This window comes from Streptomyces sp. 11-1-2 (assembly GCF_003595545.1).
GTDB classification, from domain to species: Bacteria; Actinomycetota; Actinomycetes; order Streptomycetales; family Streptomycetaceae; genus Streptomyces; species Streptomyces hygroscopicus_B.
In genome coordinates this window covers 3,069,854-3,095,285 of record NZ_CP022545.1, presented here as the reverse complement: position 1 = coordinate 3,095,285, position 25,432 = coordinate 3,069,854, and the positions used below count along the sequence as shown (strand labels likewise).

Here is a 25,432-nt window from a genome sequence, read left to right as displayed (position 1 = left end):
TGTCCGCTGTGCCCCGTATCGGGTGTGGCCCATGGCTCGGCCAACTCGCCCTAAATGCAACTATTCAGACGCTTTATGCGGCGGTGAAATCTCCGCGGCGCCGTTCACACGCCCTTGACATCGGGGTGTTCGATTGCCGACACATCATGCCGTGTCCGGTGGATTGTGTTGCTGCGGACCGCCGACACGCCATAGAGTCGCCAACCGTCGGCATGGTGTCACGCTGACCTATAGAGAAATTTCCTGGTCACCAAGGAGGTAGGACGACTTGTGAATGAGTCGACATTTTCTCCCGGGGGTGGTCAACCAGGACCGGCTGCGCGGGGCCAGGGCCCCTCGGGGCTCGAGGCTGTCGGCTCCGTCGCTGTCCGTACCTTCGCAACCCGCCAGAGCCCGACGACAGCCCACCAGAGCCACAGCATGGACGGCCATCACGTGAACGCCATGGCCGGCGACCAGGGGGGCACGGATCCCGCCCGCTTCGCCGACTACGACGACCTCCCCGACGGGCACTTCTACGACCCGGACGCGGAGTACGAGCCAGACCCCGAATACGCGGCCACGCTCGCGCCCGACGCTGCCCGCCAGCGCCGCGAGCGGATCGGCCCCACCGGGCGCCCGCTGCCGTACTTCCCGATCCCGGGGCCGCTGACCGATCACGGTCCAGCGAAGATCATCGCGATGTGCAACCAGAAGGGCGGGGTCGGTAAGACCACCTCCACCATCAACCTGGGCGCGGCCCTGGCCGAATACGGCCGCCGGGTGCTGCTCGTCGACTTCGACCCGCAGGGCGCCCTGTCGGTCGGCCTCGGGGTCAACCCGATGGAGCTCGACCTCACGGTCTACAACCTGCTCATGGAGCGGGGCATGTCGGCCGACGAGGTGCTGCTGAAGACGGCCGTGCCCAATATGGATCTGCTCCCCAGCAATATCGACTTGTCGGCCGCCGAGGTGCAGCTGGTGAGCGAGGTCGCCCGGGAGTCGACCCTGCAGCGCGCCCTCAAGCCGCTGATGGCCGACTACGACTACATCGTCATCGACTGCCAGCCCTCGCTCGGTCTGCTCACCGTCAACGCGCTGACCGCGGCGCACAAGGTGATCGTGCCGCTGGAGTGCGAGTTCTTCGCGCTGCGCGGTGTGGCGTTGCTCACGGAGACGATCGAGAAGGTCCAGGAGCGGCTCAACCCCGACCTGGAGCTGGACGGCATCCTCGCCACGATGTACGACTCGCGCACCGTGCACAGCCGTGAGGTCCTCGCCCGCGTGGTCGAGGCGTTCGACGATCACGTCTACCACACGGTCATCGGCCGCACGGTCCGCTTCCCCGAGACCACGGTCGCGGGTGAGCCGATCACCACGTACGCGTCCAACTCCGTCGGTGCCGCCGCCTATCGCCAGCTCGCCAGGGAGGTGCTCGCCCGGTGTCACGCCGAGTGAGTCTGCCGGGAGCCGACGAACTGTTCCGCACCACGGGAGGGATGGGGCTCCAGTCCTCCGCTCCCGCCGCCGGGCGCCGCCAGGCGAACGGCGAGGGCCCCCGGGTGCCCCCGCCCGCCGCCGACCCCGACGCCGAGCCCCGGGAAGGGCAGGAGCAGCGCCCGGACGGTGAGCAGTCCGGCTCGGGCGAACACACGGGACGCGAGACGGCGGCCTCCCAGGACGCGGTGGGCGAGCGGCGCCCCGGGGCCGGGGACCGGCCCAAGGGCCGCCAGGCCCAGGGCGGTTCGGCCGCGGCCGAGCAGAGCGGCCAGGCCCGCCGCCGCGCCCGTGCGGCGAACCGTCGGCCAAGCGGGCGCGAGCGCCACGACGAGAAAATCACGGTCTATGTCTCCGCCGAGGAGCTCATGGACCTCGAGCACGCGCGGTTGGTGCTCCGCGGTGAGCACGGGCTCGCCGTCGACCGCGGCCGGATCGTCCGCGAGGCGGTCGCGGTCGTCCTCGCCGACCTCGAGTCGCGCGGCGACGCGAGCATCCTGGTGCGCCGCCTCCGCGGCCGTTGACCGGGCCGGGCGATAGCCTGCCCGGTCGTACGGGCTGCCCCGCCCGGCCCTGAGCACCCTGGACCGCGATGCCGACGAACGACGATCCCGCCCCGCCGCCCCGCCCCTCTCGCCGCACCCTCGGCCGAGGCCCCGGCGCGGCGCCCCCCGACGCGGGCCCGGACCGTCCCTCGGAGCGTCCCACCGCGCCCCCGCCCCCACAGACGGCCTCTCAGTGCCCCGCGGCGCCGCCGCCCGAGCCCACGTCGCCCCCGGTGCCCGGAGAGCCGCAGAAAGGCGCTCAGGCGGCGCGTGAGGCTATTGCTGGGCCGTCTGCCGCGTCGGAGGCAGGCGAGGCGGCCCCGGGCACCGCTGCGCCGGAGGCCGAGCCCGAGGCACACGACGCAGCACCGGAGCGAAACGCAGCACCGGAGCGAAACGCCGCGCCGGAGGTCGAGCCCGAGCCGCCCCCGGCGGTCGATGAGCCCACTGCCCCGGTCCCAGCGGCCATTGAGCCCGCCGCCCCGGAGGAGCAGGCCGTGCCGAGGGGCGAGCCGGAGCCGGTGCATGCGCGGGCCGACCTCGATGTGGCGCCCTCCGGGAGTGGGCACGGTGGCGACGCGGCCGGGGCCGGGACCGGGACCGAAGCCGGCGGCGGGAGTGACACCGGCGGCGGGACCGGCCGGGGCGAGGCGCACGGCGGCGAGGTCCAGGCCGACGACGGCGGCAATCGGTTCACCGTGCGGCTGGACAACTTCGAGGGGCCCTTCGACCTCCTCCTCCAGCTGATCTCCAAGCACAAGCTGGATGTCACCGAGGTCGCGCTCTCCAAGGTCACCGACGAGTTCATGATCTACATCCGCGCCATGGGGCCGGACTGGGACCTCGACCAGACCACCGAGTTCCTCGTTGTCGCGGCGACCCTGCTGGACCTCAAGGCGGCCCGGCTGCTGCCCGCCGCCGAGGTCGAGGACGAGGCGGACCTGGCGCTGCTGGAGGCGCGTGACCTGCTCTTCGCGCGGCTGCTCCAGTACCGCGCGTACAAGCAGATCGCGGACATCTTCAACGACCGGCTGATCGCCGAGGCCACCCGTCACCCCCGTACGGTCGGCCTGGAGCCGCACCACGCCGAGCTGCTCCCCGACGTCGTCATCAGCATCGGCCCCGAGGGCTTCGCCAAGCTGGCGGTCAAGGCGATGCAGGCCAAGCCCAAGCCGCAGGTCTACATCGACCACATCCATGCCCCACTGGTCAGCGTCCGGGAGCAGGCCGAGGTGGTGGTCGCGCGGCTGCGGGAGCTGGGGGAGGCCACCTTCAGCACGCTCACCGAGGACGCTCCCGACGTCCTTACGGTCGTCGCGCGCTTCCTGGCGCTCCTGGAGCTCTACCGCGAGCGCGCGGTCCTGCTCGACCAGCCGGAGGCGCTCGGATCGCTCATGGTCCGCTGGACGGGCGAGGCGGGGCGGGAGCCGCTGGTCACCGACGAGTTCGACCAGGAGGCCCAGGCCAAGTCCCAGACCAAGCCCCAGGCGGAGTCCCAGACCAAGCCCCAGTCGGAGCCGCAGGACAAGCCCCCTGAGGAGACGGCCACGCCGGAGCCGGAGAAGGAGAAGGAGGAGGTACCGAGTTGAGTGAGCAGCGGACATCCGCCGGGCTCTCCGAGGTCGCCGAGCTGGACCTCAAGCCCGCCCTGGAGGCCGTCCTCATGGTCGTCGACGAGCCCGCCACCGAGGAGCACCTCGCCAAGGTGCTGGTACGGCCGCGCCGCGCCGTCGCGGAGGCCCTGCGCGAGCTGGCCGACGAGTACGCGACGCAGGGCCGGGGCTTCGAGCTGCGGCTGGTCGCGGGCGGCTGGCGCTACTACACGCGCCCGGCCTACGCCGCCGCCGTCGAGGGCTTCGTCCTGGACGGTCAGCAGGCCCGGCTCACCCAGGCCGCTTTGGAAACCCTCGCGGTGGTCGCGTACCGTCAGCCGGTCAGCCGTTCCCGTGTCTCGGCCGTCCGCGGTGTCAACTGCGACGGCGTGATGCGGACCCTCCTGCAGCGGGGACTGGTCGAGGAGGCGGGCACGGAACCCGAAACAGGTGCGATCCTGTACAGGACGACGAACTACTTCCTGGAGCGGATGGGCCTGCGAGGGCTGGACGAGCTTCCGGAGCTCGCACCGTTCCTCCCCGAGGCGGACGCGGTCGAGGGCGAGTCCCAGGAGGGCGTGCCGTCGTTCGATCCGGACGCCATCGACAGCGATGACGCGCACGACGACGTAGAACACCGAGCCCGTAGCGGCCACTCTCAGACGGAAACTTGATGCGAAGCAGCGGCAGGAACAGCAGGGGCAGCGGCAGCGGTAGCGGCGGCAACAACTACCGGGGCGCGGGGAACCGGCGCGACGAGCAGCAGCAGCGCGCCGGCCGCCCCCGCCCCGAGGAGCGCCGCTACGACGTGGGCGGCGGCCCCCAGTCGGGCCCCGGCCCCAAGGCGGGTCCCAAGGGAGGCTCCCAGGGCGGTCCCAAGGGCGGCCCCAAGGGCGGCACGGCCAAGAGCGGTGCCCCCAAGGGCGTCGGCGGCCGCGGCCGCAAGCCGAACGCACCGGCCCGTCCGCGCGAGTACGAGGCGCAGATGGAGGAGCGCAACCGCGCCCGCCACGACAAGCCGCGGATCGCGCTGCCCAAGACCTTCGGCGAGGTCGAGGGCGAGCGGCTGCAGAAGGTCCTCGCCCGCGCCGGGATGGGCTCGCGGCGCGCCTGTGAGGAGCTGATCGACCAGGCCCGGGTCGAGGTCAACGGCAAGATCGTGACCGAGCAGGGGCTGCGCGTCGACCCCGAGAAGGACGAGATCAAGGTCGACGGGCTGACCGTGGCCACCCAGTCGTACCTCTTCTTCGCGCTGAACAAGCCCGCCGGTGTCGTCTCCACCATGGAGGACCCCGACGGCCGCCAGTGCCTGGGCGACTATGTGACCAACCGCGAGACCCGGCTCTTCCACGTCGGCCGGCTCGACACCGAGACCGAGGGCATCATCCTGCTCACCAACCACGGTGAGCTGGCCCACCGCCTCACCCACCCCCGCTACGGCGTGAAGAAGACCTATCTCGCCGCCATCCAGGGCCCGCTCCCGCGCGACCTCGGCAAGCGGCTCAAGAGCGGCATCGAGCTGGAGGACGGCTACGCCCGCGCCGACCACTTCCGTGTGGTGCAGAACACCGGCAAGAACTATCTGGTCGAGGTGAGCCTGCACGAGGGCCGTAAGCACATCGTGCGGCGGATGCTCGCCGAGGCCGGTTTCCCGGTCGACAAGCTGGTGCGGACGGCCTTCGGCCCGATCGCGCTCGGCGACCAGAAGTCCGGCTGGCTGCGCCGGATGACCAACACCGAGGTCGGCATGCTGATGCGCGAGGTCGAGCTCTGAGAGCCGGGGACCTCTGAGGCCGGGGACCGCTGACGGCCCCGGCCGTCGTGGCGACCCGCCGCGTCTCGCCCAGCGGTCGCGCCGGGAGCCTGTCGGACCCGCTCGTTACGCTGATCGGGAGTGCGGCCGGCGACGCGGCCGCGCCCGACGCACGACAGGCACAGCGCGCACAGGGAGCGAGACGTGGCGGTACGAGCGGTCCGCGGGGCGGTCCAGCTGGAGCGGGACGAGCCGGAGCACATGCATGAGCAGGTCTCCGCGCTGCTGACGGCCATCCTGGGGCGCAATGCCCTCGGCCCCGACGATCTGATCAGCGTGTGGTTCACGGCCACCCCCGATCTGCACAGCGACTTCCCCGCGGCCGCTGCCCGCAAGCTGGGCATCACCGACGTGCCGCTGATCTGCGCCCAGGAGCTGGACATCGAGGGGGCCATGCCCCGCGTCGTCCGCATACTGGCGCATATCGAGACCTCCCTGCCCAAGTCCGAGATCGCCCATGTCTACCTCGGCGCCGCCGCCGCCCTCCGCAAGGACATCGCCCAATGAGAACCGCGCTCGTCATCGGCACCGGCCTGATCGGCACCTCCGCCGCCCTGGCCCTGGCCGGCCGCGGGGTCCAGGTGCACCTCGCCGACCATGACGCGGACCAGGCCCGCACCGCCGAGGCGCTGGGCGCCGGGACGCACGGCGAGCCCGACGGGCCCGTGGACCTGGCGATCGTCGCCGTGCCCCCGGCGTACGTGGCCGGGACGGTGGCCGATGTGCTGCGCCGCAGCCTGGCCCGCGGCGTGCTGGACGTCGCGAGCGTCAAGGGCGGCCCGCGCCGCGAGCTGGAGGCCCTCGGCTGCGATCTGACCCGCTACATCGGCACGCATCCGATGGCGGGCCGGGAGCGCTCCGGGCCGCTGGCCGCCACCGCCGACCTCTTCGAGGGACGGCCCTGGGTGCTCACGCCCACCGGCGGCACCGACACCGAGGTGCTCAACCTCGCGCTCGAGCTGGTCGCGCTGTGCCGGGCGGTGCCCGTGGTGATGGAGGACGAGGCCCACGACCGGGCGGTGGCGCTCGTTTCGCACACCCCGCACCTGCTGTCCAGCATGGTCGCCGCACGGCTCCAGGACGCCGATGAGACGGCGGTGCGGCTGTGCGGCCAGGGCATCCGCGACGTCACCCGGATCGCGGCCTCCGACCCCGCCATGTGGATCGACATCCTCTCCGCCAACCCCGGCCCGGTCGCCGATGTGCTCGCCGCCGTCGCCTCCGACCTCGATGAGACGGTGCGGGCGCTGCGCGCGCTCCAGTCCGCCGACGAGGCCAAGCGCGGCGACGGCACGGCCGGTATCGAGGACGTGCTGCGCCGGGGCAACGCCGGGCGCGAGCGGGTGCCGGGCAAGCACGGCGCCGCCTCGGCCGTCTATGAGACCGTGACGGTGCTCATCGGCGACCAGCCGGGCGAGCTGGCCCGGATCTTCGCCGACGCGGGCCGGGCGGGGGTCAACATCGAGGACGTCCGGATCGAGCACGCCACCGGGCAGCAGTCCGGTCTGATCCAGCTGATGGTCGAGCCCTCGGCGGCCCCGGGGCTCACCAAGGCCCTGCGCGAGCGGGGCTGGTCCATCCGGCAGTAGCGGCGGAGCGGACCGCGGGGCGCCCCGGGCGGACCGGGGCCGTCCACAGGGGTGCGAAGCCGTCCGTGGGAAGCCAGTAACCTTGTCCGAGGCTCACATGGCCCGTTCAACTCAGCCCCGTGCACACGAAAGGTGTCTGTCACCGTGGAAACCGCCGCCCGGACCGCCCCGGCAGCAGTGATTGTCGCGATCGACGGCCCCGCAGGCACGGGTAAGTCCAGTACCTCGAAGGCCGTCGCCGCCAAGCTGGGCCTGGGCTACCTGGACACCGGCGCCCAGTACCGGGCGATCACCTGGTGGATGGTGACCAACGGCATCGACGTCGACGACGCCGTGGCCGTGGCCGACGCCGCCGCCAAGCCCCACATCGTCTCCGGTATCGACCCGGCCGCCCCGACGATCAGCGTCGACGGCACCGATGTCTCCGGGCCGATCCGCACCCAGGAGGTCACCTCGCGGGTCAGCGCGGTCAGCGCGGTGCCCGAGGTGCGGGCCGTGATCACCGAGCTGCAGCGGACCATCGCCGCCGAGGCGCCGCGCGGCATCGTGGTCGAGGGCCGGGACATCGGCACCACGGTCCTCCCGGACGCCGACCTCAAGATCTTCCTGACCGCCTCCCCGGAGGTCCGGGCGGCCCGCCGCAGCGGTGAGCTGAAGGGCAAGGAGGCCGCCGACCTGGCCGCCACCCAGGCCGCGCTGGCCAAGCGGGACGCCCTGGACTCCGGCCGTAAGACCTCGCCGCTCGCCAAGGCGGACGACGCGGTCGAGGTGGACACCTCCGAACTCACCCTCGACCAGGTCATCGAGTGCGTCGTCACTCTCGTCGAGGAGAAGCGGACCGTCGCGTGAGCGCCACCGACGCGACGCTTCCCAGCGCGGCCGGAGCCGTCGTGGCGCGGCGGATCGGCATCGGCCTGATGTACGGGCTGTGGCGGCCCCGGGTGCTGGGCGCGTGGCGGATCCCGTCCGCCGGGCCCGTCATCCTCGCGGGGAACCACTCCCACAACATCGACGGCCCGATGCTGATCGGCACCTCGCCGCGGCCGGTGCACTTCCTGGTCAAGAAGGAGGCGTTCGTCGGCCCGCTGGACCCGTTCCTGCGCGGTATGGGGCAGCTGAAGGTGGACCGTGCGAGCGCCGACCGCGCCGCGATCGGCCAGGCCCTGGGGGTGCTGGAGCGCGGCGGGGTCCTCGGGATCTTCCCGGAGGGCAGCCGCGGCGACGGCGACTTCGCGTCGCTGCGCTCGGGGCTCGCGTACTTCGCCGTGCGCTCCGGCGCGCCGATCGTGCCGGTGGCGGTGCTCGGCACCGCCGCCCCGCGCGGCGGCGACGGGCGGGCCAGGGCGCTGCCCCGGCTGCGCAGCAGGGTCGACGTGGTGTTCGGCGACCCCTTCGAGGCGGGAGACGGAAGCGGCAGGCGGACGCGGGCGGTCCTGGACCAGGCCACCGAGCGCATCCAGAAGCGGCTGGGCGCGCATCTGGGCACCGCCAGGCGGCTGACCGGCCGCCCAGACCAGACATGAGATCCGCGAGCCCTCAGGGGCGGCCGCGGTATTGAGGGACGACGAGGAAATCTTCATGAACGACCAGATCCACAGCGGCGGCGACGAGCACGGGGAGCTTGGCGACGCCGAGTACGCGGAGTTCATGGAGCTCGCCGTGCAAGAGGGCTTCGACCTGGAGGAGGTCGAGGGCGACCTCGCCGCGGCGGGACACGGCCCGCTGCCGGTGCTGGCCGTCGTCGGCCGCCCCAATGTCGGCAAGTCCACCCTGGTGAACCGGATCCTCGGCCGCCGCGAGGCGGTCGTCGAGGACCGCCCCGGGGTCACCCGCGACCGGGTGACCTACGAGGCCGAGTGGTCCGGCCGCCGCTTCAAGGTGGTCGACACCGGCGGCTGGGAGCAGGACGTGCTCGGTCTCGACGCGTCCGTGGCGGCCCAGGCCGAGTTCGCGATCGAGGCCGCCGACGCGGTGGTCTTCGTCGTGGACGCGACGGTGGGCGCCACCGACACCGACGAGGCCGTGGTCAAACTGCTGCGCCGGGCCGGAAAGCCCGTGGTGCTGTGCGCCAACAAGGTCGACGGGCCCAGCGCCGAGGCGGACGCCGCGATGCTGTGGTCGCTCGGCCTCGGCGAGCCGTACGCGGTCTCCGCACTGCACGGCCGTGGCACCGGCGACATGCTCGACGCGGTCCTGGAGGCGCTGCCCGAGGCCCCGGCCCAGACCTTCGGGGCGACGCTCGGCGGGCCGCGCCGGATCGCCCTGGTCGGCCGCCCGAACGTGGGCAAGTCCTCGCTGCTCAACAAGGTCGCGAACGAGGAGCGGGTGGTCGTCAACGAGTTGGCGGGCACCACCCGCGACCCGGTCGACGAGATCATCGAACTCGGCGGCACCACCTGGAAGTTCGTCGACACCGCCGGTATCCGCCGCCGGGTCCACCTCCAGGAGGGCGCCGACTACTACGCCTCGCTGCGCACCGCGGCCGCCGTGGAGAAGGCGGAGGTCGCGGTCGTGCTGATCGACGCCAGTGAGTCCATCAGCGTCCAGGACCAGCGGATCATCACGATGGCCGTCGAGGCCGGGCGCGCGCTCGTCATCGCGTACAACAAGTGGGACACCCTCGACGAGGAGCGCCGCTACTACCTCGAGCGCGAGATCGAGACGGAGCTGGGGCAGATCCAGTGGGCGCCGCGGGTCAATGTCTCGGCGCGCACCGGCCGCCACATGGAGAAGCTGGTCCCGGCGATCGAGACGGCGCTGGCCGGCTGGGAGACCCGGGTCCCGACCGGGCGGCTCAACTCCTTCCTCGGCGAGATCGTCGCCTCCCATCCGCATCCGATCCGCGGCGGCAAGCAGCCGCGAATCCTCTTCGGGACGCAGGCCGGCACCCGGCCGCCGCGGTTCGTGCTCTTCGCCTCGGGCTTCCTGGAGGCGGGCTACCGCCGCTTCATCGAGCGGCGGCTGCGCGAGGAGTTCGGCTTCGAGGGGACGCCCCTGCAGATCTCGGTGCGGGTGCGCGAAAAGCGCGGCCGCAAGAGGTAACGGCGGCGGCGCGCGGTTGACGCCATCCCGGCCCCGGACTCACCGTCCGGCGGCGGGGCGGCGGCGCTGGACGCGCTCAGCGGCGGGTCGGTTCCGGCCCGCCGGGCGCGCATGATGGCACCACGTCAGTAAGTGTCCACGTCAGTAGGTGTGACCCCGCTCCTCGCCCCGGCCGGGCGGCAGGGCGGGGAGATAGCCGCGGTAGTACAGCTCGTCGGTGTGCCAGGCCCCGCTGTGGCTGTCCGGGCGGCCGTGGCCGCCGCTGATGAGGCCCCGGGGCTGGCCGATGGCGGCGAACGCCACGAAGTCCATGTTCTCCTCGTCCGAGCGGTCGCCGGGCAGCGCCCGGAACAGCCTGCGGTACTCCGCGTACAACGCGTCGTAGATCGGCGTGGCGGAGTGGCGCCAGGGATCGTGCGCTGCCTCCAGGGCGGGGCGCATGGCCGGAATGCAGCCGTATGACGGGGATCGGTAGGAGAGGTCGTATGCGTGCACGTATGTGCCAACGACCCGGCCGCCCGTCGGATGCGGCATCGGTGGCGAATGGGCTGCCCACCATGGGTCGCCGAGGTCCGGTGGGAGGTCCGGGACGGCGGCGGTCATGTGCCCGCGAGCGGCATCGACGCGCCGACCAGCGCACCGCGCGCCGCGGCCCGGTCCAGCGCCGCGCGCAGTTGGTCCTCGCGCGGCTGGGTGCCGATCGTGCCCGCGGCCGCGGCGTAGATCAGCACCTTCTGGGAACGGCCGACGGCGCTCCGCCAGCCCTCGCTGAGCGGCATCGGGCTGTGCGCCTGCCACCAGGCCACCGGTCGGCCGCCGCCCGGAGCCGGCATCAGCACCGCGTGCAGCCGCCCCATGGCCAGCAGCACCGACCAGCCGGGGTTGGGCGCGGGCGGCCGGCCCAGGTCGACCACCGGGGCGAACCCCTGCTCGCCGAGGAGCTGCAGGAACTCGTCGCCGTGCCCGGCCGAACCCGGACGGATGATCGGCGCGGTCGGCTCCACCACCAGCGCCGGGCACGTCTCCTGACCCACCAGCACCACCCCGCTGGTCACGCCGAGCACCGCCTGCTGGGGCACCGGTGCCTGACCGGACGGTGCGTGGCCGGACGGCGCGGAGGTGTGGGAGGCGGCGGCGGGCGAGGGGACCGGGGCGGCGTATGCGGGCGGGGCGGCCGGGGCGGGGAAGTGCGGCGCCGAAGCATGCGCCGCGGCCGGTACGGGCGGCGCGTACGACGGCGCGGTGTCCTCACCCGTGATGGACCGCACCGCACCGCGCAACTGGTCCTCGGAGACCGGGACGACCTGGGAGGGGACGCAGGTGGCGTGCGCGAAGGCCAGCACCGCCGTCTCCTGCCCCACGAAGAGCACGGTGCTGGTCCGCTCCTGCTCGGTGTTGCCGGGGGTGCGGCAGGACGTGCAGTCGTAGGCGCCCGGGGCGTTGTCCCCGGCGAGCAGCCGGTCGGCTTCTTCATCACCGATCTCGGCGCGTACGTCATTGCTGACGTCGAGCATGCGCGGCACGGGTGGCTCCTCGGTCTCGGTGGGTGCGCGGGGTGGGTCCCCGGCTCATACGTAGACAACGGGCCATGCGGGGCGGGGGTCACGCGGCCCGGCCGCCCCGGGGTCTGATGCGCCGTCGGGCCGGAAAGTTCCCCCGACTTCCTACCGATTGCACATCTGTTGGGGCACAAAAAGGTGATGAAACCCAACCCTGTGCCACTTTTCTCGGTCTAACACCGTGGTAGGCGGACGAGACTCCCGTCCGCGGGGAAGCCATGGGATACGGGGCCGGATGCACATCTCTTTCCTTATTCACAACGCGTACGGGATCGGCGGGACGATCCGGACCACGTACAACCTCGCCCGTTCCCTGGGGGAGCAGCACGATGTGGAGATCGTGTCGGTGTTCCGCCACCGTGACCAGCCGATCTTCGACCCCGGTCCGCGGGTGCGGCTCAGCCATCTCGTGGACATCCGGAAGAACAGCCCGTCCTACGACGGCGCCGACCCGGACCACGGCCGTCCGGCGGAGGTCTTCCCCGCGTCCGAGGGCCGCTACAAGCAGTACAGCGCTCTCACCGACCGCCGTATCGGGGACCATCTCCGCCGTCTCGAGGCCGATGTCGTTGTCGGGACCCGCCCCGGGCTCAATGTCCACATCGCCCGCGAGGCCCGCCGCGGTCCGGTACGGGTCGGCCAGGAGCATCTGACGCTCGGCACCCACTCCACGGGACTGAAGCGGGCCCTGCGCACCGTCTATCCCCGGCTGGACGCGGTGACCACCGTGACCGAGGCCGACGCGCGGACCTACCGCGACCAGATGCGGCTGCCCGGCGTACGGGTCGAGGCGGTACCCAACAGCGTGCCCGAGCCCGGTCTCGAGCCCGCCGACGGCACCGGCAAATGGGTCGTCGCGGCCGGCCGGCTGGCCCCGGTCAAACGCTACGACCTGCTGATACGCGCCTTCGCGAAGGTCAGCGCGGCCCGCCCCGACTGGCGGCTGCGGATCTACGGCGGCGGCGCCCAGCACGCCAAGCTGCGCGCCCTCATCGACCAGCTCGGCCTCTACAACAACGTCTTCCTGATGGGCCCGGCCAATCCGCTCGACCCCGAGTGGGCCAAGGGCTCCATCGCCGCCGTCACCTCCAGCTTGGAGTCGTTCGGCATGACCATCGTGGAGGCGATGCGCTGCGGCCTTCCCGTGGTGTCCACCGATTGCCCGCACGGGCCCGCGGAGATCATCGACAACGGGGTGGACGGCCGTCTCGTGCCCACCGGCGACACCGACGCCATCGCCGCCGCGCTGCTCGACCTCATCAACAACGACGAGCTGCGCCAGCAGATGGGACAGGCGGCGCTGAAGGACTCGGCCCGCTTCGACCCCTCCCGGGTGGCCGGGCGCTACGAGACGCTGTTCTCCGGTCTGGTCGCCCGCAGCGGGCTGCGGGGCTCCCTGCACCGCGCCCGCGGCTCCCTGCTCAGTGGCGCGTTCGCCACCAAGGACTCCCTGCGGAAGGTGCGTGTCGCATGAGTGCAACGGCACAGGCAGCGCAGCACGTCGAGGAGGACAGGATGAGTGAGGCCCCCGAGGCCGCCCCCGCCCGCGCCGACTGCGTGGCGGACTCCGCCGGAGGGCTCACCTTCCACATCGCCGACTGGGCCCGGCCCGGCCCGGGCGGCCTCGACGACTGGAGCGGTGCGCTGGTGCTGGTCCGCCGGGGCGCGGCGGATACCCCCGACGGCGAGGTGCGGCTGCCGCTGGGACCCACCGCGGACGGCCGGCTGCAGGCCGCCCTGCCCAGCACCGTCGCCCTGCCCGAGGGCCGCTGGGACGTCCATGTGGCCCACCGGGACACCGAGCCGCGGCGGCTCGCCCCGGGCCTGAACGATCTGCGCTCGCTCGTCGACCGCCGGCCGGGGCCGAGCACCTCCCCGCTGTCCGTCCGCATCCCCTACGCAACCAAGCACGGCAATCTCTCGCTGCGCAGCTGGCGGCGGGCGCCCCACGCCGAGGCCGGGGAGATACGGCTGGAGGACGACACGATGGCCGTACGGGGGCGGCTCTACCGCGTCGCGTACCCGTCCGAGTGGCTGGCCGAGGCGGTCGTCGAGGCCCGCTGCCGCCGGAGCGCCGCCCCCGTACGGACGGCACCGCTGGTGGTGGACGGCCCGGACTTCTCCTTCACGCTCTCCTACGCCGAGCTCGCGCGGAGCTGGGACGGCGGCGCGCACGTCTGGGACCTGTGGCTGCGCCCGGCGGACGAGACCATGGCCCCGGCGCGGCTCGCCCGGATCCTGGACGATGTCGCGGACAAGAAGGAGATCTTCACCTACCCGCCGCGCACGGTGTCAGGTCCGCACGGGGAGGCGCGGGCCCAGCCGTACTACACCCGGGACAACGATCTGGCGGTGCGGATCGAGGCGCCCGCCTGATCCCAGGAGAGCAGTCGGGCGGGCAGGGAACTTGAGGACGGAGGCTGTCCTCAAACGGTGGCAGACTCGGCCGCATGCTGGAGACCTCGGCCCGACTGCTCCGCCTGCTCTCCCTGTTGCAGGCCCACCGCGAATGGTCCGGCGCGGATCTCGCCGACCGGCTCGGGGTCACCCGGCGCACCGTGCGCCGCGATGTGGACCGGCTGCGCGAGCTCGGCTACCCGGTGCACTCCGCGCCGGGCACCGGCGGCGGCTATCAGCTTGGCGCGGGCGCCCAGTTGCCGCCGCTGCTGCTCGACGACGAGGAGGCGGTGGCGGTCGCGGTGCGGCTGCGCCAGGCCGCGGGCGGCGGGGTCGAGGGCATCGAGGAGACCTCGGTACGGGCCCTGGCCAAGCTGGAGCAGGTGCTGCCGGAGCGGCTGCGCCGCCGGGTGGGCGCGCTGAGCGCCTTCACCGTGCCGCTGTCCGGCTGGAGCCCCGGCCCCGGGGTGGACCCCGAGGTGCTGACCGAGCTGGCCGCCGCCTGCCGGGACTGCCATCAGCTCCGCTTCGAGTACCGCGACCACGGCGGTGCCCTCACCCGCCGCACCGCGGAACCGCACCGGCTGGTCGCCGCACAGCGCCGCTGGTACCTGGTGGCCTGGGACGTCGACCGCGCCGACTGGCGTACGTACCGGGTCGACCGGATCACCCCGACCCCGCCGCACGGCCCCCGGTTCACCCCGCGCCGCCCGCCCGCCGAGGACATCGCCGCCTATGTGGCCCGGGGCATCACCACCTCGGTCTACTCCCAGCGGGCCACCGTGCTGCTGCGGGTGCCCGCCGAGCGGGCGGCCGAGCGGTTCTCGCCCTTGGTGGGGGTGCTGGAGGCGGTCGACGAGCACAGCTGTCTGCTGCACACCGGCGCTTCCAACCCCGATGCGCTGGTGCTCCATATCGCGCTGAGCGGCTTCGACTTCGAGGTGCGCGAGCCGGTGGAGCTGAACGACCACATCCGGGAGATCAGGGACCGTCTGGATCGGGCCCTGGGCTGATCGAGCCCCGCGCCTTGCGGCGCGGGAAGGTCACATCGGGCGCGCCGATCTGCAGCGGCTTGATCTCGTTGGCGAACCCCGCGAAGGCCGGGGGTGAGCCGCGGAGCTGTCCGGAGCTGTCCGGAGTGTCACTCCCTCGGGGACAGCAGCGGACCGAGTGGCCCAAGGTCCAGATTGAGATCGGAGGGCGCGATGCCGTAGCGCTCGCAGAGCGTGCCCATCCGGTCCTCCAGCAGCATCAGCGTGACCCCGATCCGCTCTTCCTGGTCCTCGGTCAGATCGCCCTCGTCCACCCGGCGCAGCGCCTGCCGTTCCATGAGCTGGCGCAGCAGCTCCACGACGGTCAGCACCAGCTTCATCAGGTCGCGTTCCACGGTGTCCTGGTCCAGCTCCACCTTGCGGCTCACGGTTCCTCCCAGGGGGACGGGACGTTGGCGTTGACCGAGCTGATGAGGGCGCGCAGATCGATGCGGACCAGATCGACGTCGGCGATCCGCAGGGTCAGATCACCGGTGATCACCACGCCACCCGCGAGCAGCCGGTCCAGCACGTCCACCAGGGCGATCTGCTGATGGGCCAACGGGCCCTTTGGGGCCATCGTCATCCCTCCGCCCCCGCGCTCTTCGCTCCGTCAGGGGCGTCGGTCTCGTCCGGGGCGGTGAAGGAGTACGGCGCCCAGGGGCCGGTCAGCTCCACCCGCAGCGCCGCCGTCCGTCCGGCCAGCTCACCGACCCGCTCGGCGAAAGCGGCGCTGTCCTCGCGCCGCACCAGATACGCGGCGTTCAGCACATTGCGGTCGGACACCCCCGACAGCCGGGGGTCCTGCGGCGGATGCAGCCGGGCCTGCTCGGCCAGCCCGCTGAGGGTGTCGTGCACCAGCCGCGCACCCTCCTCCGTATCGCCCCAGCGCCGCTCGGCCGCCTGCCGCTGTGCCTTGCGGCGGCGCAGATAGTCGCGGCCGGACATGCCGCCCGGGGCATTCGGGGTCCCGGTGGGCGGCCCCTTGGGCGCGGGCGGCTCCTCCGGCGCAGGTGTCGCGGCGTACGCCTTGACGCCCCATTCGACCCGGCCCTCCAGCCGGTCCAGCGCCGAGGCGAACCGCTCCCGCCCGGTGGCGAGCATCCGCCGCAGCCCCTCCTCGCCCTGGCAGACGGTGGCCAGCCGGACCGGTATGACGCAGGACTCGGCGCCGGCGGTGTCGACCACCCGCTGATGGGTCCGGGCCACCTTCTCCAGCCACGCCATGTCCTCCAGCCGCTCCCGCAGCGGGCCCTCGTCGAAGTCCTCGGCCGGTACGGTGCCCGCCAGCACGGCGAGCCCCAGATGGCGCACGGCCACCACCGGTTCGCCCGCGACACCGGGCACCTGCTCCAGGGTGGTGAGGACATCCAGGGCGGCCTCCGGCGCGTCGGTGTCGCGCACGACCGCGTAGGCGTACCGCAGTCCTTCGGTCATTCGGCGCTCTCCCGGTTCTTCCCGCTGGTCACCTCGGTCTTCTCCGGGCCGCTCACCTCGGCACGGGCGCGTGACGAGAGCGACGGGTCGTGCTCCCACCAGTCGATGCCCATCTCCTTCGCCTTGTCGACCGAGGCCACGATCAGCCGGAGCTTGATCGTGAGAAGTTCGATGTCGAGCAGGTTGATGCGGATATCGCCCGCGATCACCACACCCTTGTCGAGCACCCGCTCCAGGATGTCGGCGAGGTTGGCCCCGCCCTCGCCGCGGCCGGCCAGCCCGTACGACCCCGAGGAGCCGAACGACGACGCCGGTGAGCCATACGCGCCGGCCGTCGGGGCCACACCGCCCCGGGTGGTCACAGAGTCCCGTTCGCCCACTGGCGTGCCTCCTCCAACCGGTCGAGCAGCGTGTCCTCCTGCCGCTCGAACTCCTTCTCGTCGATCACGCCCTGGTCGAGCTGGGCCTCCAGCTCGGCCAGGGCGCGCTGGATGTTGGCCGGGTCGTAGTACTCCCGCTCCGCGGCGGCGACGACCTGCCTCAGCACCCAGCCGATCATCAGCATCAGGACTCGACGAAGCTGTACGGCGGCAGCGGACCGTTGATCCGCAGCTTCAGCCAGGGGTGGTCCCGCTCCACGTCGGCGGCGGCCGTCAGCAGCGGGTCGGCGCCGTCCTTGGCGAGCAGCAGGGACAGGCTGAGGAACCAGCCACCGCTCTCCGGGCCGGGGCGCACGTCCTCGGCGGCCGGGGCCAGCGCCTCCTCCACCAGCTTGGCGTCCCGCACCTCGCGGGCCCGCACCGCGCTCGCCATCAGCTCGCCGAAGCGCACCCGTTCCTCATAGGTGCCGCCGCCGGCCGCCCGGTTGGCCTCCGCCATCATCCGCAACTCCGGCTCCTCGGCGAGCACTTGGTGGAGCACCGCGTCCTCGTCGTGCACGACCTTGACGTTGTACTCCACCCGGTCGGTCAGCCGGCTCAGCTGGTCCTGGTAGCGGTCGGCGTGCTCGGCCAGCACATTGCGGACGTCGTCGTCGCTGGAGGAGACGCTGCCGAAGCGCATCGGCAGCACCGGGCGGGAGTCGCTCACCTCGGCCAGCACATGCTGATGGGCCAGCAGATCGCGGCGCCGGGGCTTGAGCTCCGGCGGGCAGTCGCTGACGATCGCGGCCAGCTCGCCCTGGTTCAGTGCCCGGACCGGCAGCGGAGGGTCGCCGATGCCCAGCAGCCGATCGCCCAGGTCCCGGACCTCACCGCGCGCGATGCCGTAGACATACGTGGTCATGCGGACTCCTCGGACTTCCTCGGCGCCGCCTTACGGGCCGGACGCCGGCGAGGCTCCTCCTCCTCGTCCTCCTCCGACGGCCGGATCGCGTCGGCCACGGACTGGGCGGCCTTGGAGACGGTTTCGCCGGCGCCGGACAGGGCGCCCTTGGTCTTGGAGCGCGCACCGCCCTCGGTGATGCCCTCGACGACCTCGGGCAGGCCGGGGGACTTGTTCGGGCCCGACTCCAGGTCGAGCCGGTTGCACGCCTCGGCGAACCGCAGATAGGTGTCGACGCTCGCCACCACGATCCGGATGTCGATTTTGAGTATCTCGATGCCGACGAGGGAGACGCGGATGAACGCGTCGATCACCAGCCCTCGGTCGAGGATCAGCTCCAGGACGTCGTACAGGCCGCTGGAGCCGCCCCCGCCCCTGGATTGCTGTGCCGGGACAACAGTGGTCATGTCGGTGTTTCCTCTCGTGTCGGTGGGCGTCCGGCTCGCCGCCGTCAGCGGCGGTCGCTCCGGCCGCGCTCATAGCGACGGAGGCGGCGGTATCCGGTGAGCAGGCCGTCCGGGTCGAGAGTCACCTCGTACAGGGCCATCAGGCTCATCGTCTCCGGCACCCGGGCCAGCTCCACCACCTCGGCCTCCAGCAGCCACCCCTCGTCGGTCCGCTCCAGACGGGGGAGGGACTCGGGGTACAGGCCCGTCAGCTCGACGAGCTGTTCACGGGCGGCACGCAGGAGTGCCAGCGGGCTCGGACCGCCGGCCGCCGTCTTCTCGGGGGTTTCATCTGATCTGTCAGTCATGTTGGCTCCGATGGCGGCGGGTACCGCGTCCCGGTGGGCGTAAACCTCGACGTTCGGCCCCGAGGCTCCGGCGATTTGTGGTGGAATTGTGTGCTCCGGAGGGGTCCGGGCAGCGCTTTTCCGGCCGCCGTGTGAATTGCTCGAAAGATCTCGGCGGTGCTCCGCCGTCCATACCGGAGCCGGTCGTTTGACGCGGGATATCGACGAAAACTCGCAATCATCTTCGAGGGGTCAACACAAGCCCCGGAAGAGTGATGAAGTCGCCCACAAACCCGGGCGTGTTTTCTGTGACACAAGTGTGACGAATGGCGGCCGTGAGAGGCATGAGGCAGTGGCAGTCCTTCGCCACTCTGGGTTTGCCCCGCGTAGGGAGCCACCTACGGTGGCGTCATGGGACCTGTACCGAACCTTCCGGCCGAACCCGACGACGACCTCGACAGCTATGTGGGCCTCGATGCCCGGACCGCCGAGGAGAGGGCGCGCGCACGCGGCTGGAGCACCGTACGGACGCTTCCGCCGGGCGCGATCATCACGATGGAGTATCTGCGCGGGCGGATCGACTTCGAGGTGGACGACGGCACCGTGAAGCGCTGCTGGCGCGGCTGACCGGCCCGGATCCGCGCCGGTGGGCCGGTGTGCCCGGCGCGGACACGACTACGGCCCCGAACGCTCCGGCGAGAGCGTTCGAGGCCGTGGGGTGACCGGTCGGGCGCGGGGAAGGGAGTGCGTACCGCCCCGCGGCCCGGTGGGTGGCTCAGCCTCCCGTGGCGGTCCGGCCGCGGGAGGCGCCGGACGGGCCGAAGGGCGTCGTGGCGCGCGGCACCCGGTCGGCGTGCGGCGGCCGGCGGCTGCCGACCGGGGTGACGGGAGTGCGCTCGGAGCGCACCGTGTGCTGACGGACCGGGTGGTGGGGCCGCCCGTCGGGGCCACGGCCGGTGGCACCGCCGGACCGGACCACGGCCACGGGCTCACGGGCGGGCAGCTCGTCGTCGCGGGCGGCGCGCGGGGTGGCCAGCGGGGTCCCGGCGACCGGCCGCCCGGACGGCAGCGGCACGGGCGCCCAGCCCTCGCGCATCCGGCGCCACAGGGTCAGCAGCAGCACCTCGGCGCGGGCCATGGCGGGCTCCAGCCACGGCAGCGCCAGCAGCACCAGCACCCCGGCGGCCCAGCCCAGCACCACATCGCTCAGCCAGTGGGTGCCGAGGTAGACGGTGGTCATGCCGACCCCGAAGGCGAAGCCCGCGGCGATCAGCGAGGCGACCCGGCGCGCGACGGGGGTGGTCGCCAGATAGGCCAGAATCCCCCAGGTGACCACGGCGTTCGCGGTGTGACCCGAAGGAAATATATCGCCGGTGCCCCACATCTCATTGGAGCCGACGGTGGTCGCGTAGTGCGGACCGAGCCGGCCGAAGCCGATCTTCACCGCGCCCACGGTGGCGTTCAGCAGCAGCAGGGAAGTGCCCAGCGCCAGCAGCGGGCGCAGGGTCCGCTGCCGGTAGCAGCACCACCCCAGCCAGGCGGCGACGGCCACCGCGGTGGGTCCGCGCTGGCCCATGACCACGAAGTAGTCCAGCAAGGTGTGGAACTCGGGCCACTGCTTGTAGGGCCGGAAGAGCATGATCTGCCAGTCGAGCTTCACCAGCCATGAGGTGGTGAGCACGCCGATCACGGTCGCCGCGTAGACCGCCAGCGTGGTCCCGAGCAGCCAGAAGCGTGTTCGGGTCATGCGCGGTCGCGCGAGATCGGGCCTTCGCTCCTCGGACGCGGGGAGCTTGTCTTCGGTACGCACCTAATCGACGTTACATTGCGTGACAGGCGGGTTCAGTCGATCAGGTCGCTTTGTGATGACGATGTGATGTGGAGTACGTCTCGTCCACGGCTTTTGGCCGCCGCTTTCCGCGGAATGCACGAGGCCCGGGAGCTTTTCTGCTCCCGGCCTTCCAATGGGCGTGTCTCAGGGACTTTATGGAATTCTTACAGGGCGAGTTTATCGCCTATTGGCCGTGTCGTTCCCGGAAGTTTCCCCAGGCGTCGCCGGACGGCCGGGCGTGATCATCCGCGGGGCCCGGCCCGGCCGGACGGGGTGGCCGGATCATGGCGGTCCGGAGCCATGCAGCCAGAAGGCCCCGTACACCGCCGAGGCGAGCCCGGCCGACCCCAGGACCAGCGCGGTGCGCACCGGGCGCAGCCGGGCCAGGGCGACGGCGATCGGCAGCAGCAGCGGGAAGGCCGGTATCAGCAGCCGGGGTTTCGAGCCGAAGTACCCCTTCGCGGCCAGTGCCAGGACCAGCACCGCCCCGCCGTAGGCCAGCAGCGGCAGCGGCTGGCGCTGCCGCATACAGCGGATCGCGAGCCAGATCAGCGCCCCGACGCCGAGCAGCAGCCCGAGCCCGCCCACGAAGGGCGGCTTGATCAGCAGCCCCCCGATGAAGCCCGCGAAGGCCAGCCCGCCGTCGAAGCCGTTCCCCCAGCCGTTCTGGACGTCGAAGTAGCCGGTGACGCTGCCCGTCCGGACGGCGACCCACACCACATAGCCCAGCCAGCCCAGTGGCGCGAGCACGACGCCCGCGAGCAGGCCCCGGTCTGTCCGCCACGCCTGGCGCCAGCGCCCGCCGGGCAGGAGCTCCACCGCGGCCGCCACCCAGAGTGCCGCGACCACCGCCGCCCCCACCGGCCGGGTGAACCCCGCCAGCGCCGCGAACAGCCCCGCCCACAGCCACCGCCGGGTGAGCGCCGCATAGACCCCCCAGGCGGCCAGCGCCGTGAAGAGCGACTCCGAGTACGCCATCGACTGGACGATCCCGACCGGCAGCACGCCCCACAGCACGGCCAGCGTGAGGCCCACCCGCCGTCCGTGCAGCAGATCGCCGATCGCGAAGATCCCCCAGGCGGCGAACAGGGATGTGACCCAGCTCACCAGCAGACCGGCGTCGGCCGCGTCCAGCGGGGCTATGGCCGATATCACTCGCTCCAGGCCGGGAAGCAGGGGGAAGAACGCCAGGTTGGAGTGGACCGACCCGTCGGGCAGATGGACCGTGTAGCCGTACCCCTCCTCGGCGATGCGGGTGTACCACAGCGAATCCCAGCGCGCCGAGAGGAGCTGGTGCGGGCTCTTGCCCGCGAAGGCCCCCCAGATCGCGAGAACCACGAGCCCGAGCAGGCGCGTCCCCGCGTAGGCGAGCAATGCGGGAGCGGCCCGGCGCAGCGCGGCCCGAGCGGCGCGGCCCGGTCGGCCGTCGTCGCTGAGCGGCGCGGTGCCGGCCTGGGCGAGATCAGTCACGGCGACGATTATCAAGGATGGCCGGGACCGCCCGCCGGGGGCTGTGGACAACCCCGCGCGGAATGGCCGCGGGGGCTGTGGGCAACGGGGGAAGAACGCGGGACGGCCGCCGGGGGGCCACGGGAGGGACGGCAGAGAGACGGGGGACAAAAGGGGAAGTCCGGAACGTACGCCTCCGTAATCCTCCGCGGTCTGCTCCCAACATGACCTGCGGCACACGGCCCGCGCGGGGACTCGCGTACCCTGACCTCTCACTCGCGCCTTCGCCACCGGGGCCACCCGGACGTCCCTACGACGTGACGTACCGCCCCTCCGACGGCGGACCGCGAGCGCAAGCCCCAGGGAGGTGCGTACATGTCCGGGACGACCACGGCCCGCACTCGGCGGACGGCGGGCGTTCCCCGGCAATGGCGCGGCACCGAGGCGGGCGGCGGGGCGAACCGCTGGGTCGTGCTCCTCGTGCTCTGCGTCAGCCTGCTGCTCGTCGCCGTGGACGCGACCGTGCTGCATGTCGCGGTCCCGGCCGTGACCGAGGATCTGCGCCCCGGCGCGATGGAACTGCTGTGGATCGTGGACATCTACCCACTGGTCTGCGCCTCGCTGCTGATCCTCTTCGGCACCCTCGGCGACCGCGTCGGCAGACGGCGCGTCCTGCTGCTCGGCTACGGGCTCTTCGGCGCCGCCTCCGCGCTCGCCGCCTTCGCCCCCTCCCCCCAGATCCTCATCGTGGCCCGTGCCCTGCTGGGCGTCGGCGGCGCGATGATCATGCCCGCGACACTGTCGATCCTGCGCCAGGTCTTCCCCGACCGCCGGGAGCGGGCGCTGGCCATCGGCGTCTGGAGCGCGGTCGCCGCCGTCGGCGCGGCCGTCGGCCCGCTGCTCGGCGGTTTCCTGGTGGAGAACTTCTGGTGGGGCTCGGTCTTCCTGGTCAACCTGCCCCTGATGATCGTGGCGCTGCCCGTCGGCCGCTGGCTGCTGCCGGAGTCCACCGGCGACCGGAACGGGCCCTGGGACGTGCTGGGCGCGGTCATGGCCGCGTGCGGACTGTTCTGCGTCGTCTTCGGCGTCAAGCGGATGGGCGGCGGCGCGGATCCGCTGGACGCCGTGACCATCGCCCCGCTGCTGTTCGGGGTGGTCCTGCTGGTGCTCTTCGTGCGCCGCCAGCGCCGCCGTACGCATCCGCTGGTCGACCTCAAGCTGTTCGCCCGGCCCGCCTTCTCGATCTCCGTCGGCTGTATCGTGCTCGCCCTGCTGGCGCTCGTCGGCCTGGAGCTCATAGCCGCCCAGTACCTCCAGCTCGTGCTCGGGCTCACCCCGCTCGAGACGGGTCTGCGGCTGCTGCCGCTCACCTTCGCCGCCATGGCCGCCGGGCTCGTGGGGTCCCGGATGCTCCAGTGGCTCGGCCCGCGGCTCATGGTCGCCATCGGCTTCGCGCTCACCGCGCTCGCCGTTCTCTCGCTCACCGCCATGGGCCAGGCCGACCGGCCCGCCGTGCTCGTCGGCGGCTTCATCGTCCTGGGCTTCGGCCTGGAGACCACGCTCTTCAGCGCGTACGAGTCGATGCTCAACGAGGCGTCGGCCGGTTCGGCGGGCGGCGCGGCCGCCATCGGCGAGACCTCGTACCAGCTCGGTGCCGGTATCGGCATAGCCCTCCTCGGCAGCGTGATGAACGCCGCCTACAAGCCCGGCGTCTCCTCGGTGCCCGGCGTCCCCGCCTCGGCCAGCTCCGACGCGAGCCAGTCGCTGGGCGCCGCGTACAAGGTCTCCGACCGGCTCGGCGGCCACGCCGGAGAGGCCCTGCGCTCGGCCGCCCGCGGCGCCTTCGTCCACGGTCTGCACGTCACGCTCGCGGTCAGCGCCGGTCTGCTGCTGATGGGCGCGCTCGCCGCGCTGCGGCTGCCCAAGGCCATGGAGTGCGCCGCCGACGACGAGGAGCCCGCTCAGGGCCCCGACCAGCGCGCACAGGGCGGTACGGACACCCCGGCCCGGCACGACCGCGCTGCCGCCGTCGCCGCCGAGTCCTGACCGACCCCGCCCGACTCCCGCGCGCATCCCCCGCGCTGCGAGGTGTCCAGCGGATCTTGCCGCCCGCGGCGGGCTGGTCCCCGCCCCCTCCCCAACCGGGCTCTGCTCCGGACCCCGGGGTCCAGGGGCGGAGCCCCCGCGTGGTCCGCCGGACACCCCATAGCCCTGCCCGACTCCCGCCCCGGGCCTGCCCGCGTGCTGCCTGTGTCCTGGTGGCGCGGCGTGAGCGGGTCTGGACGTCAGGGGTTACCCGGCCGTAGCGTCGGATCGACCGGGCTGCTCACCTCGGCCGCCGGGCGGAAGGACGCGCCCCGGCGACCGGTACCCGCCCGGCGACCCGGACCCGCATCCACCGGAGGCCGCCACCCATGTCCGCTGGCACCCTGCCGTCGTTCGATCCGCGTGACCCGCTGGGGCTCGACGATCTCCTCGACCCCGAGGACCTCGCGGTCCGCGACACCATGCGGCAGTGGGCCGCCGACCGCGTGCTGCCGCATGTCGCCGACTGGTTCGAGCGCGGCGAGGTGCCCGGCATCCGGGAGCTGGCCCGGGAGCTCGGCTCCCTCGGCGCGCTCGGGATGTCCCTCACCGGCTACGGGTGTGCGGGTGCCAGTCCGATCCAGTACGGCCTGGCCTGTCTGGAGCTGGAGGCCGCCGACTCCGGGATCCGCTCCCTGATGTCGGTACAGGGCTCCCTGTCCATGTACGCCATCCACCGTTTCGGCTCCGAGGAGCAGAAGCAGCAGTGGCTGCCCCGGATGGCCTCCGGCGAGGTCATCGGCTGCTTCGGGCTGACCGAACCGGACCACGGCTCCGACCCGGCGGGCATGCGGACGTACGCCAAGCGGGACGGCTCGGACTGGGTGCTCACCGGCCGCAAGATGTGGATCACCAATGGCTCGGTGGCCGGGGTCGCGGTGGTGTGGGCCCGCACCGACGAGGGCATCCGCGGTTTCGTCGTCCCCACCGACGCACCCGGCTTCTCGGCCCCCGACATCAAGCACAAGTGGTCGCTGCGCGCCTCGGTCACCAGCGAGCTGATCCTGGACGAGGTGCGGCTGCCGGCCGACGCGGTCCTGCCCGAGGTCACCGGGTTGCGCGGGCCGCTGAGCTGTCTGGGCCACGCCCGCTACGGCATCATCTGGGGCTCGATGGGGGCCGCCCGCTCCGCCTTCGAGTCGGCGCTGGACTACGCGCGCGAGCGCGAGCAGTTCGGCCGGCCGATCGGGGGCTTCCAGCTCACCCAGGCCAAGCTGGCCGATATGGCGCTGGAACTCCACAAGGGGATCCTGCTCGCCCACCATCTGGGGCGGCGCATGGAAGCGGGACGGCTCCGCCCCGAGCAGGTCAGCTTCGGCAAGCTGAACAATGTGCGCGAGGCGATCGAGATCTGCCGCACGTCCCGGACGATTCTGGGCGCCAACGGGATCTCGCTGGAGTATCCGGTGATGCGGCACGCCACGAATCTGGAGTCGGTGCTCACCTATGAGGGCACCGTCGAAATGCACCAACTGGTGCTGGGCAAGGCGCTCACCGGAATCGACGCATTCCGGTGAGCGGCCCTGGGCG

Annotated in this window: 28 protein-coding genes; 16 read left to right on the top strand and 12 right to left on the bottom strand. The window is 72.4% G+C overall.

From position 1 onward, the window contains the following. The first annotated feature begins 270 nt into the window (after window positions 1-270). The 10 genes from CGL27_RS12970 (at window position 271) to der (ending at window position 10,057) form a co-directional block, all read left to right on the top strand. A complete protein-coding gene (locus CGL27_RS12970) occupies window positions 271-1,437 on the top strand; it encodes a ParA family protein (RefSeq protein ID WP_078559094.1) in 1,167 nt (388 codons plus the stop codon). Beyond that, a complete protein-coding gene (locus tag CGL27_RS12965) occupies window positions 1,422-2,000 on the top strand; it encodes a hypothetical protein (RefSeq protein WP_078640686.1) in 579 nt (192 codons plus the stop codon). Before CGL27_RS12970 ends, CGL27_RS12965 begins: the two co-directional genes overlap by 16 nt. A gap of 68 nt (window positions 2,001-2,068) precedes the next feature. After that, complete coding sequence (locus tag CGL27_RS12960) at window positions 2,069-3,610, top strand: ScpA family protein (RefSeq protein ID WP_119986737.1); 1,542 nt, start codon at window positions 2,069-2,071, stop codon at window positions 3,608-3,610. Then, window positions 3,607-4,287 carry an SMC-Scp complex subunit ScpB gene (gene scpB, locus CGL27_RS12955; RefSeq protein WP_119986735.1) on the top strand — a complete coding sequence of 227 codons (681 nt, stop codon included), beginning with the start codon at window positions 3,607-3,609 and terminating at the stop codon, window positions 4,285-4,287. The genes CGL27_RS12960 and scpB overlap by 4 nt, the downstream gene beginning before the upstream one ends. Next, window positions 4,287-5,387 (top strand): pseudouridine synthase, encoded by a 1,101-nt coding sequence (locus CGL27_RS12950; RefSeq protein WP_119986733.1) that lies wholly within the window; start codon window positions 4,287-4,289, stop codon window positions 5,385-5,387. Before scpB ends, CGL27_RS12950 begins: the two co-directional genes overlap by 1 nt. A 183-nt stretch (window positions 5,388-5,570) precedes the next feature. Continuing rightward, the gene (aroH, locus tag CGL27_RS12945; protein ID WP_119986731.1) at window positions 5,571-5,933 is read left to right on the top strand and encodes a chorismate mutase; all 363 of its coding nucleotides are present in this window, start codon (window positions 5,571-5,573) and stop codon (window positions 5,931-5,933) included. Further along, the gene (locus CGL27_RS12940; RefSeq protein WP_119986729.1) at window positions 5,930-7,015 is read left to right on the top strand and encodes a prephenate dehydrogenase; all 1,086 of its coding nucleotides are present in this window, start codon (window positions 5,930-5,932) and stop codon (window positions 7,013-7,015) included. The genes aroH and CGL27_RS12940 overlap by 4 nt, the downstream gene beginning before the upstream one ends. A 132-nt stretch (window positions 7,016-7,147) precedes the next feature. Further along, window positions 7,148-7,864, top strand: coding sequence for a (d)CMP kinase (cmk, locus tag CGL27_RS12935; RefSeq protein WP_078505479.1), 717 nt, complete (start codon window positions 7,148-7,150; stop codon window positions 7,862-7,864). Next, window positions 7,822-8,538 (top strand): lysophospholipid acyltransferase family protein, encoded by a 717-nt coding sequence (locus CGL27_RS12930; RefSeq protein WP_078640679.1) that lies wholly within the window; start codon window positions 7,822-7,824, stop codon window positions 8,536-8,538. Before cmk ends, CGL27_RS12930 begins: the two co-directional genes overlap by 43 nt. A gap of 55 nt (window positions 8,539-8,593) precedes the next feature. Beyond that, on the top strand, window positions 8,594-10,057 hold the full coding sequence (gene der / locus CGL27_RS12925; RefSeq protein WP_119986727.1) for a ribosome biogenesis GTPase Der: 1,464 nt from the start codon (window positions 8,594-8,596) through the stop codon (window positions 10,055-10,057). Window positions 10,058-10,198: 141 nt separating this feature from the next. Here the strand turns inward: der and CGL27_RS12920 are convergent, their stop codons facing one another. Next, the gene (locus CGL27_RS12920; RefSeq protein ID WP_335755999.1) at window positions 10,199-10,498 is read right to left on the bottom strand and encodes a hypothetical protein; all 300 of its coding nucleotides are present in this window, start codon (window positions 10,496-10,498) and stop codon (window positions 10,199-10,201) included. Window positions 10,499-10,656: 158 nt separating this feature from the next. After that, window positions 10,657-11,571, bottom strand: a complete 915-nt coding sequence (locus CGL27_RS12915; protein WP_205587917.1) for a hypothetical protein — start codon at window positions 11,569-11,571, stop codon at window positions 10,657-10,659. A 280-nt stretch (window positions 11,572-11,851) separates the two neighbouring features. Here CGL27_RS12915 and CGL27_RS12910 point away from each other — a divergent pair, with 280 nt between their 5' ends. The 3 genes from CGL27_RS12910 to CGL27_RS12900 all read left to right on the top strand — a co-directional run bounded on the left by CGL27_RS12910 (window position 11,852) and on the right by CGL27_RS12900 (window position 15,026). Further along, window positions 11,852-13,090 (top strand): glycosyltransferase family 4 protein, encoded by a 1,239-nt coding sequence (locus CGL27_RS12910; RefSeq protein ID WP_119986723.1) that lies wholly within the window; start codon window positions 11,852-11,854, stop codon window positions 13,088-13,090. Between the two features lie 41 nt (window positions 13,091-13,131). Continuing rightward, window positions 13,132-13,992: a hypothetical protein gene (locus CGL27_RS12905; protein WP_078640674.1), complete on the top strand. Its 861-nt coding sequence runs from the start codon at window positions 13,132-13,134 to the stop codon at window positions 13,990-13,992. Window positions 13,993-14,066: 74 nt separating this feature from the next. Continuing rightward, entirely contained in the window at window positions 14,067-15,026 is a 960-nt protein-coding gene (locus CGL27_RS12900) for a WYL domain-containing protein (protein WP_119986721.1), read from the top strand. A gap of 128 nt (window positions 15,027-15,154) precedes the next feature. On the opposite strand, the gene CGL27_RS12895 is transcribed toward CGL27_RS12900, so the two are convergent. From CGL27_RS12895 to gvpO, 8 genes are all read right to left on the bottom strand, one after another. Beyond that, window positions 15,155-15,385: a gas vesicle protein K gene (locus tag CGL27_RS12895; protein ID WP_232546884.1), complete on the bottom strand. Its 231-nt coding sequence runs from the start codon at window positions 15,383-15,385 to the stop codon at window positions 15,155-15,157. Between the two features lie 44 nt (window positions 15,386-15,429). Beyond that, the gene (locus CGL27_RS12890) at window positions 15,430-15,630 is read right to left on the bottom strand and encodes a gas vesicle protein (RefSeq protein WP_205587685.1); all 201 of its coding nucleotides are present in this window, start codon (window positions 15,628-15,630) and stop codon (window positions 15,430-15,432) included. Next, entirely contained in the window at window positions 15,627-16,481 is an 855-nt protein-coding gene (locus tag CGL27_RS12885; RefSeq protein ID WP_119986718.1) for a GvpL/GvpF family gas vesicle protein, read from the bottom strand. Before CGL27_RS12885 ends, CGL27_RS12890 begins: the two co-directional genes overlap by 4 nt. Continuing rightward, window positions 16,478-16,759: a gas vesicle protein gene (locus CGL27_RS12880; RefSeq protein WP_119994370.1), complete on the bottom strand. Its 282-nt coding sequence runs from the start codon at window positions 16,757-16,759 to the stop codon at window positions 16,478-16,480. The genes CGL27_RS12885 and CGL27_RS12880 overlap by 4 nt, the downstream gene beginning before the upstream one ends. Before the next feature lie 80 nt (window positions 16,760-16,839). Next, window positions 16,840-17,046, bottom strand: coding sequence for a gas vesicle protein GvpG (locus tag CGL27_RS12875; RefSeq protein WP_078640671.1), 207 nt, complete (start codon window positions 17,044-17,046; stop codon window positions 16,840-16,842). Then, entirely contained in the window at window positions 17,046-17,765 is a 720-nt protein-coding gene (locus CGL27_RS12870; protein WP_119986716.1) for a GvpL/GvpF family gas vesicle protein, read from the bottom strand. Before CGL27_RS12870 ends, CGL27_RS12875 begins: the two co-directional genes overlap by 1 nt. Continuing rightward, window positions 17,762-18,211, bottom strand: a complete 450-nt coding sequence (locus tag CGL27_RS12865) for a gas vesicle structural protein GvpA (protein WP_119986714.1) — start codon at window positions 18,209-18,211, stop codon at window positions 17,762-17,764. The genes CGL27_RS12870 and CGL27_RS12865 overlap by 4 nt, the downstream gene beginning before the upstream one ends. Before the next feature lie 44 nt (window positions 18,212-18,255). Further along, window positions 18,256-18,558, bottom strand: a complete 303-nt coding sequence (gene gvpO / locus CGL27_RS12860; RefSeq protein WP_078640668.1) for a gas vesicle protein GvpO — start codon at window positions 18,556-18,558, stop codon at window positions 18,256-18,258. A gap of 390 nt (window positions 18,559-18,948) precedes the next feature. On the opposite strand from gvpO, the gene CGL27_RS12855 reads away from it, so the two are divergent. Then, on the top strand, window positions 18,949-19,164 hold the full coding sequence (locus tag CGL27_RS12855; protein ID WP_014059684.1) for an I78 family peptidase inhibitor: 216 nt from the start codon (window positions 18,949-18,951) through the stop codon (window positions 19,162-19,164). Between the two features lie 148 nt (window positions 19,165-19,312). Here CGL27_RS12855 and CGL27_RS12850 read toward each other — a convergent pair whose 3' ends face one another. Next, window positions 19,313-20,347 (bottom strand): phosphatase PAP2 family protein, encoded by a 1,035-nt coding sequence (locus CGL27_RS12850; RefSeq protein WP_162952971.1) that lies wholly within the window; start codon window positions 20,345-20,347, stop codon window positions 19,313-19,315. A 303-nt stretch (window positions 20,348-20,650) separates the two neighbouring features. Then, entirely contained in the window at window positions 20,651-21,838 is a 1,188-nt protein-coding gene (locus tag CGL27_RS12845; RefSeq protein WP_205587684.1) for a mannosyltransferase family protein, read from the bottom strand. A 354-nt stretch (window positions 21,839-22,192) separates the two neighbouring features. Here CGL27_RS12845 and CGL27_RS12840 point away from each other — a divergent pair, with 354 nt between their 5' ends. Both CGL27_RS12840 and CGL27_RS12835 read left to right on the top strand, forming a co-directional pair. After that, on the top strand, window positions 22,193-23,863 hold the full coding sequence (locus tag CGL27_RS12840; RefSeq protein WP_119986709.1) for an MFS transporter: 1,671 nt from the start codon (window positions 22,193-22,195) through the stop codon (window positions 23,861-23,863). Between the two features lie 368 nt (window positions 23,864-24,231). After that, window positions 24,232-25,419 carry an acyl-CoA dehydrogenase family protein gene (locus tag CGL27_RS12835; RefSeq protein WP_119986707.1) on the top strand — a complete coding sequence of 396 codons (1,188 nt, stop codon included), beginning with the start codon at window positions 24,232-24,234 and terminating at the stop codon, window positions 25,417-25,419. Window positions 25,420-25,432 lie beyond the last annotated feature (13 nt).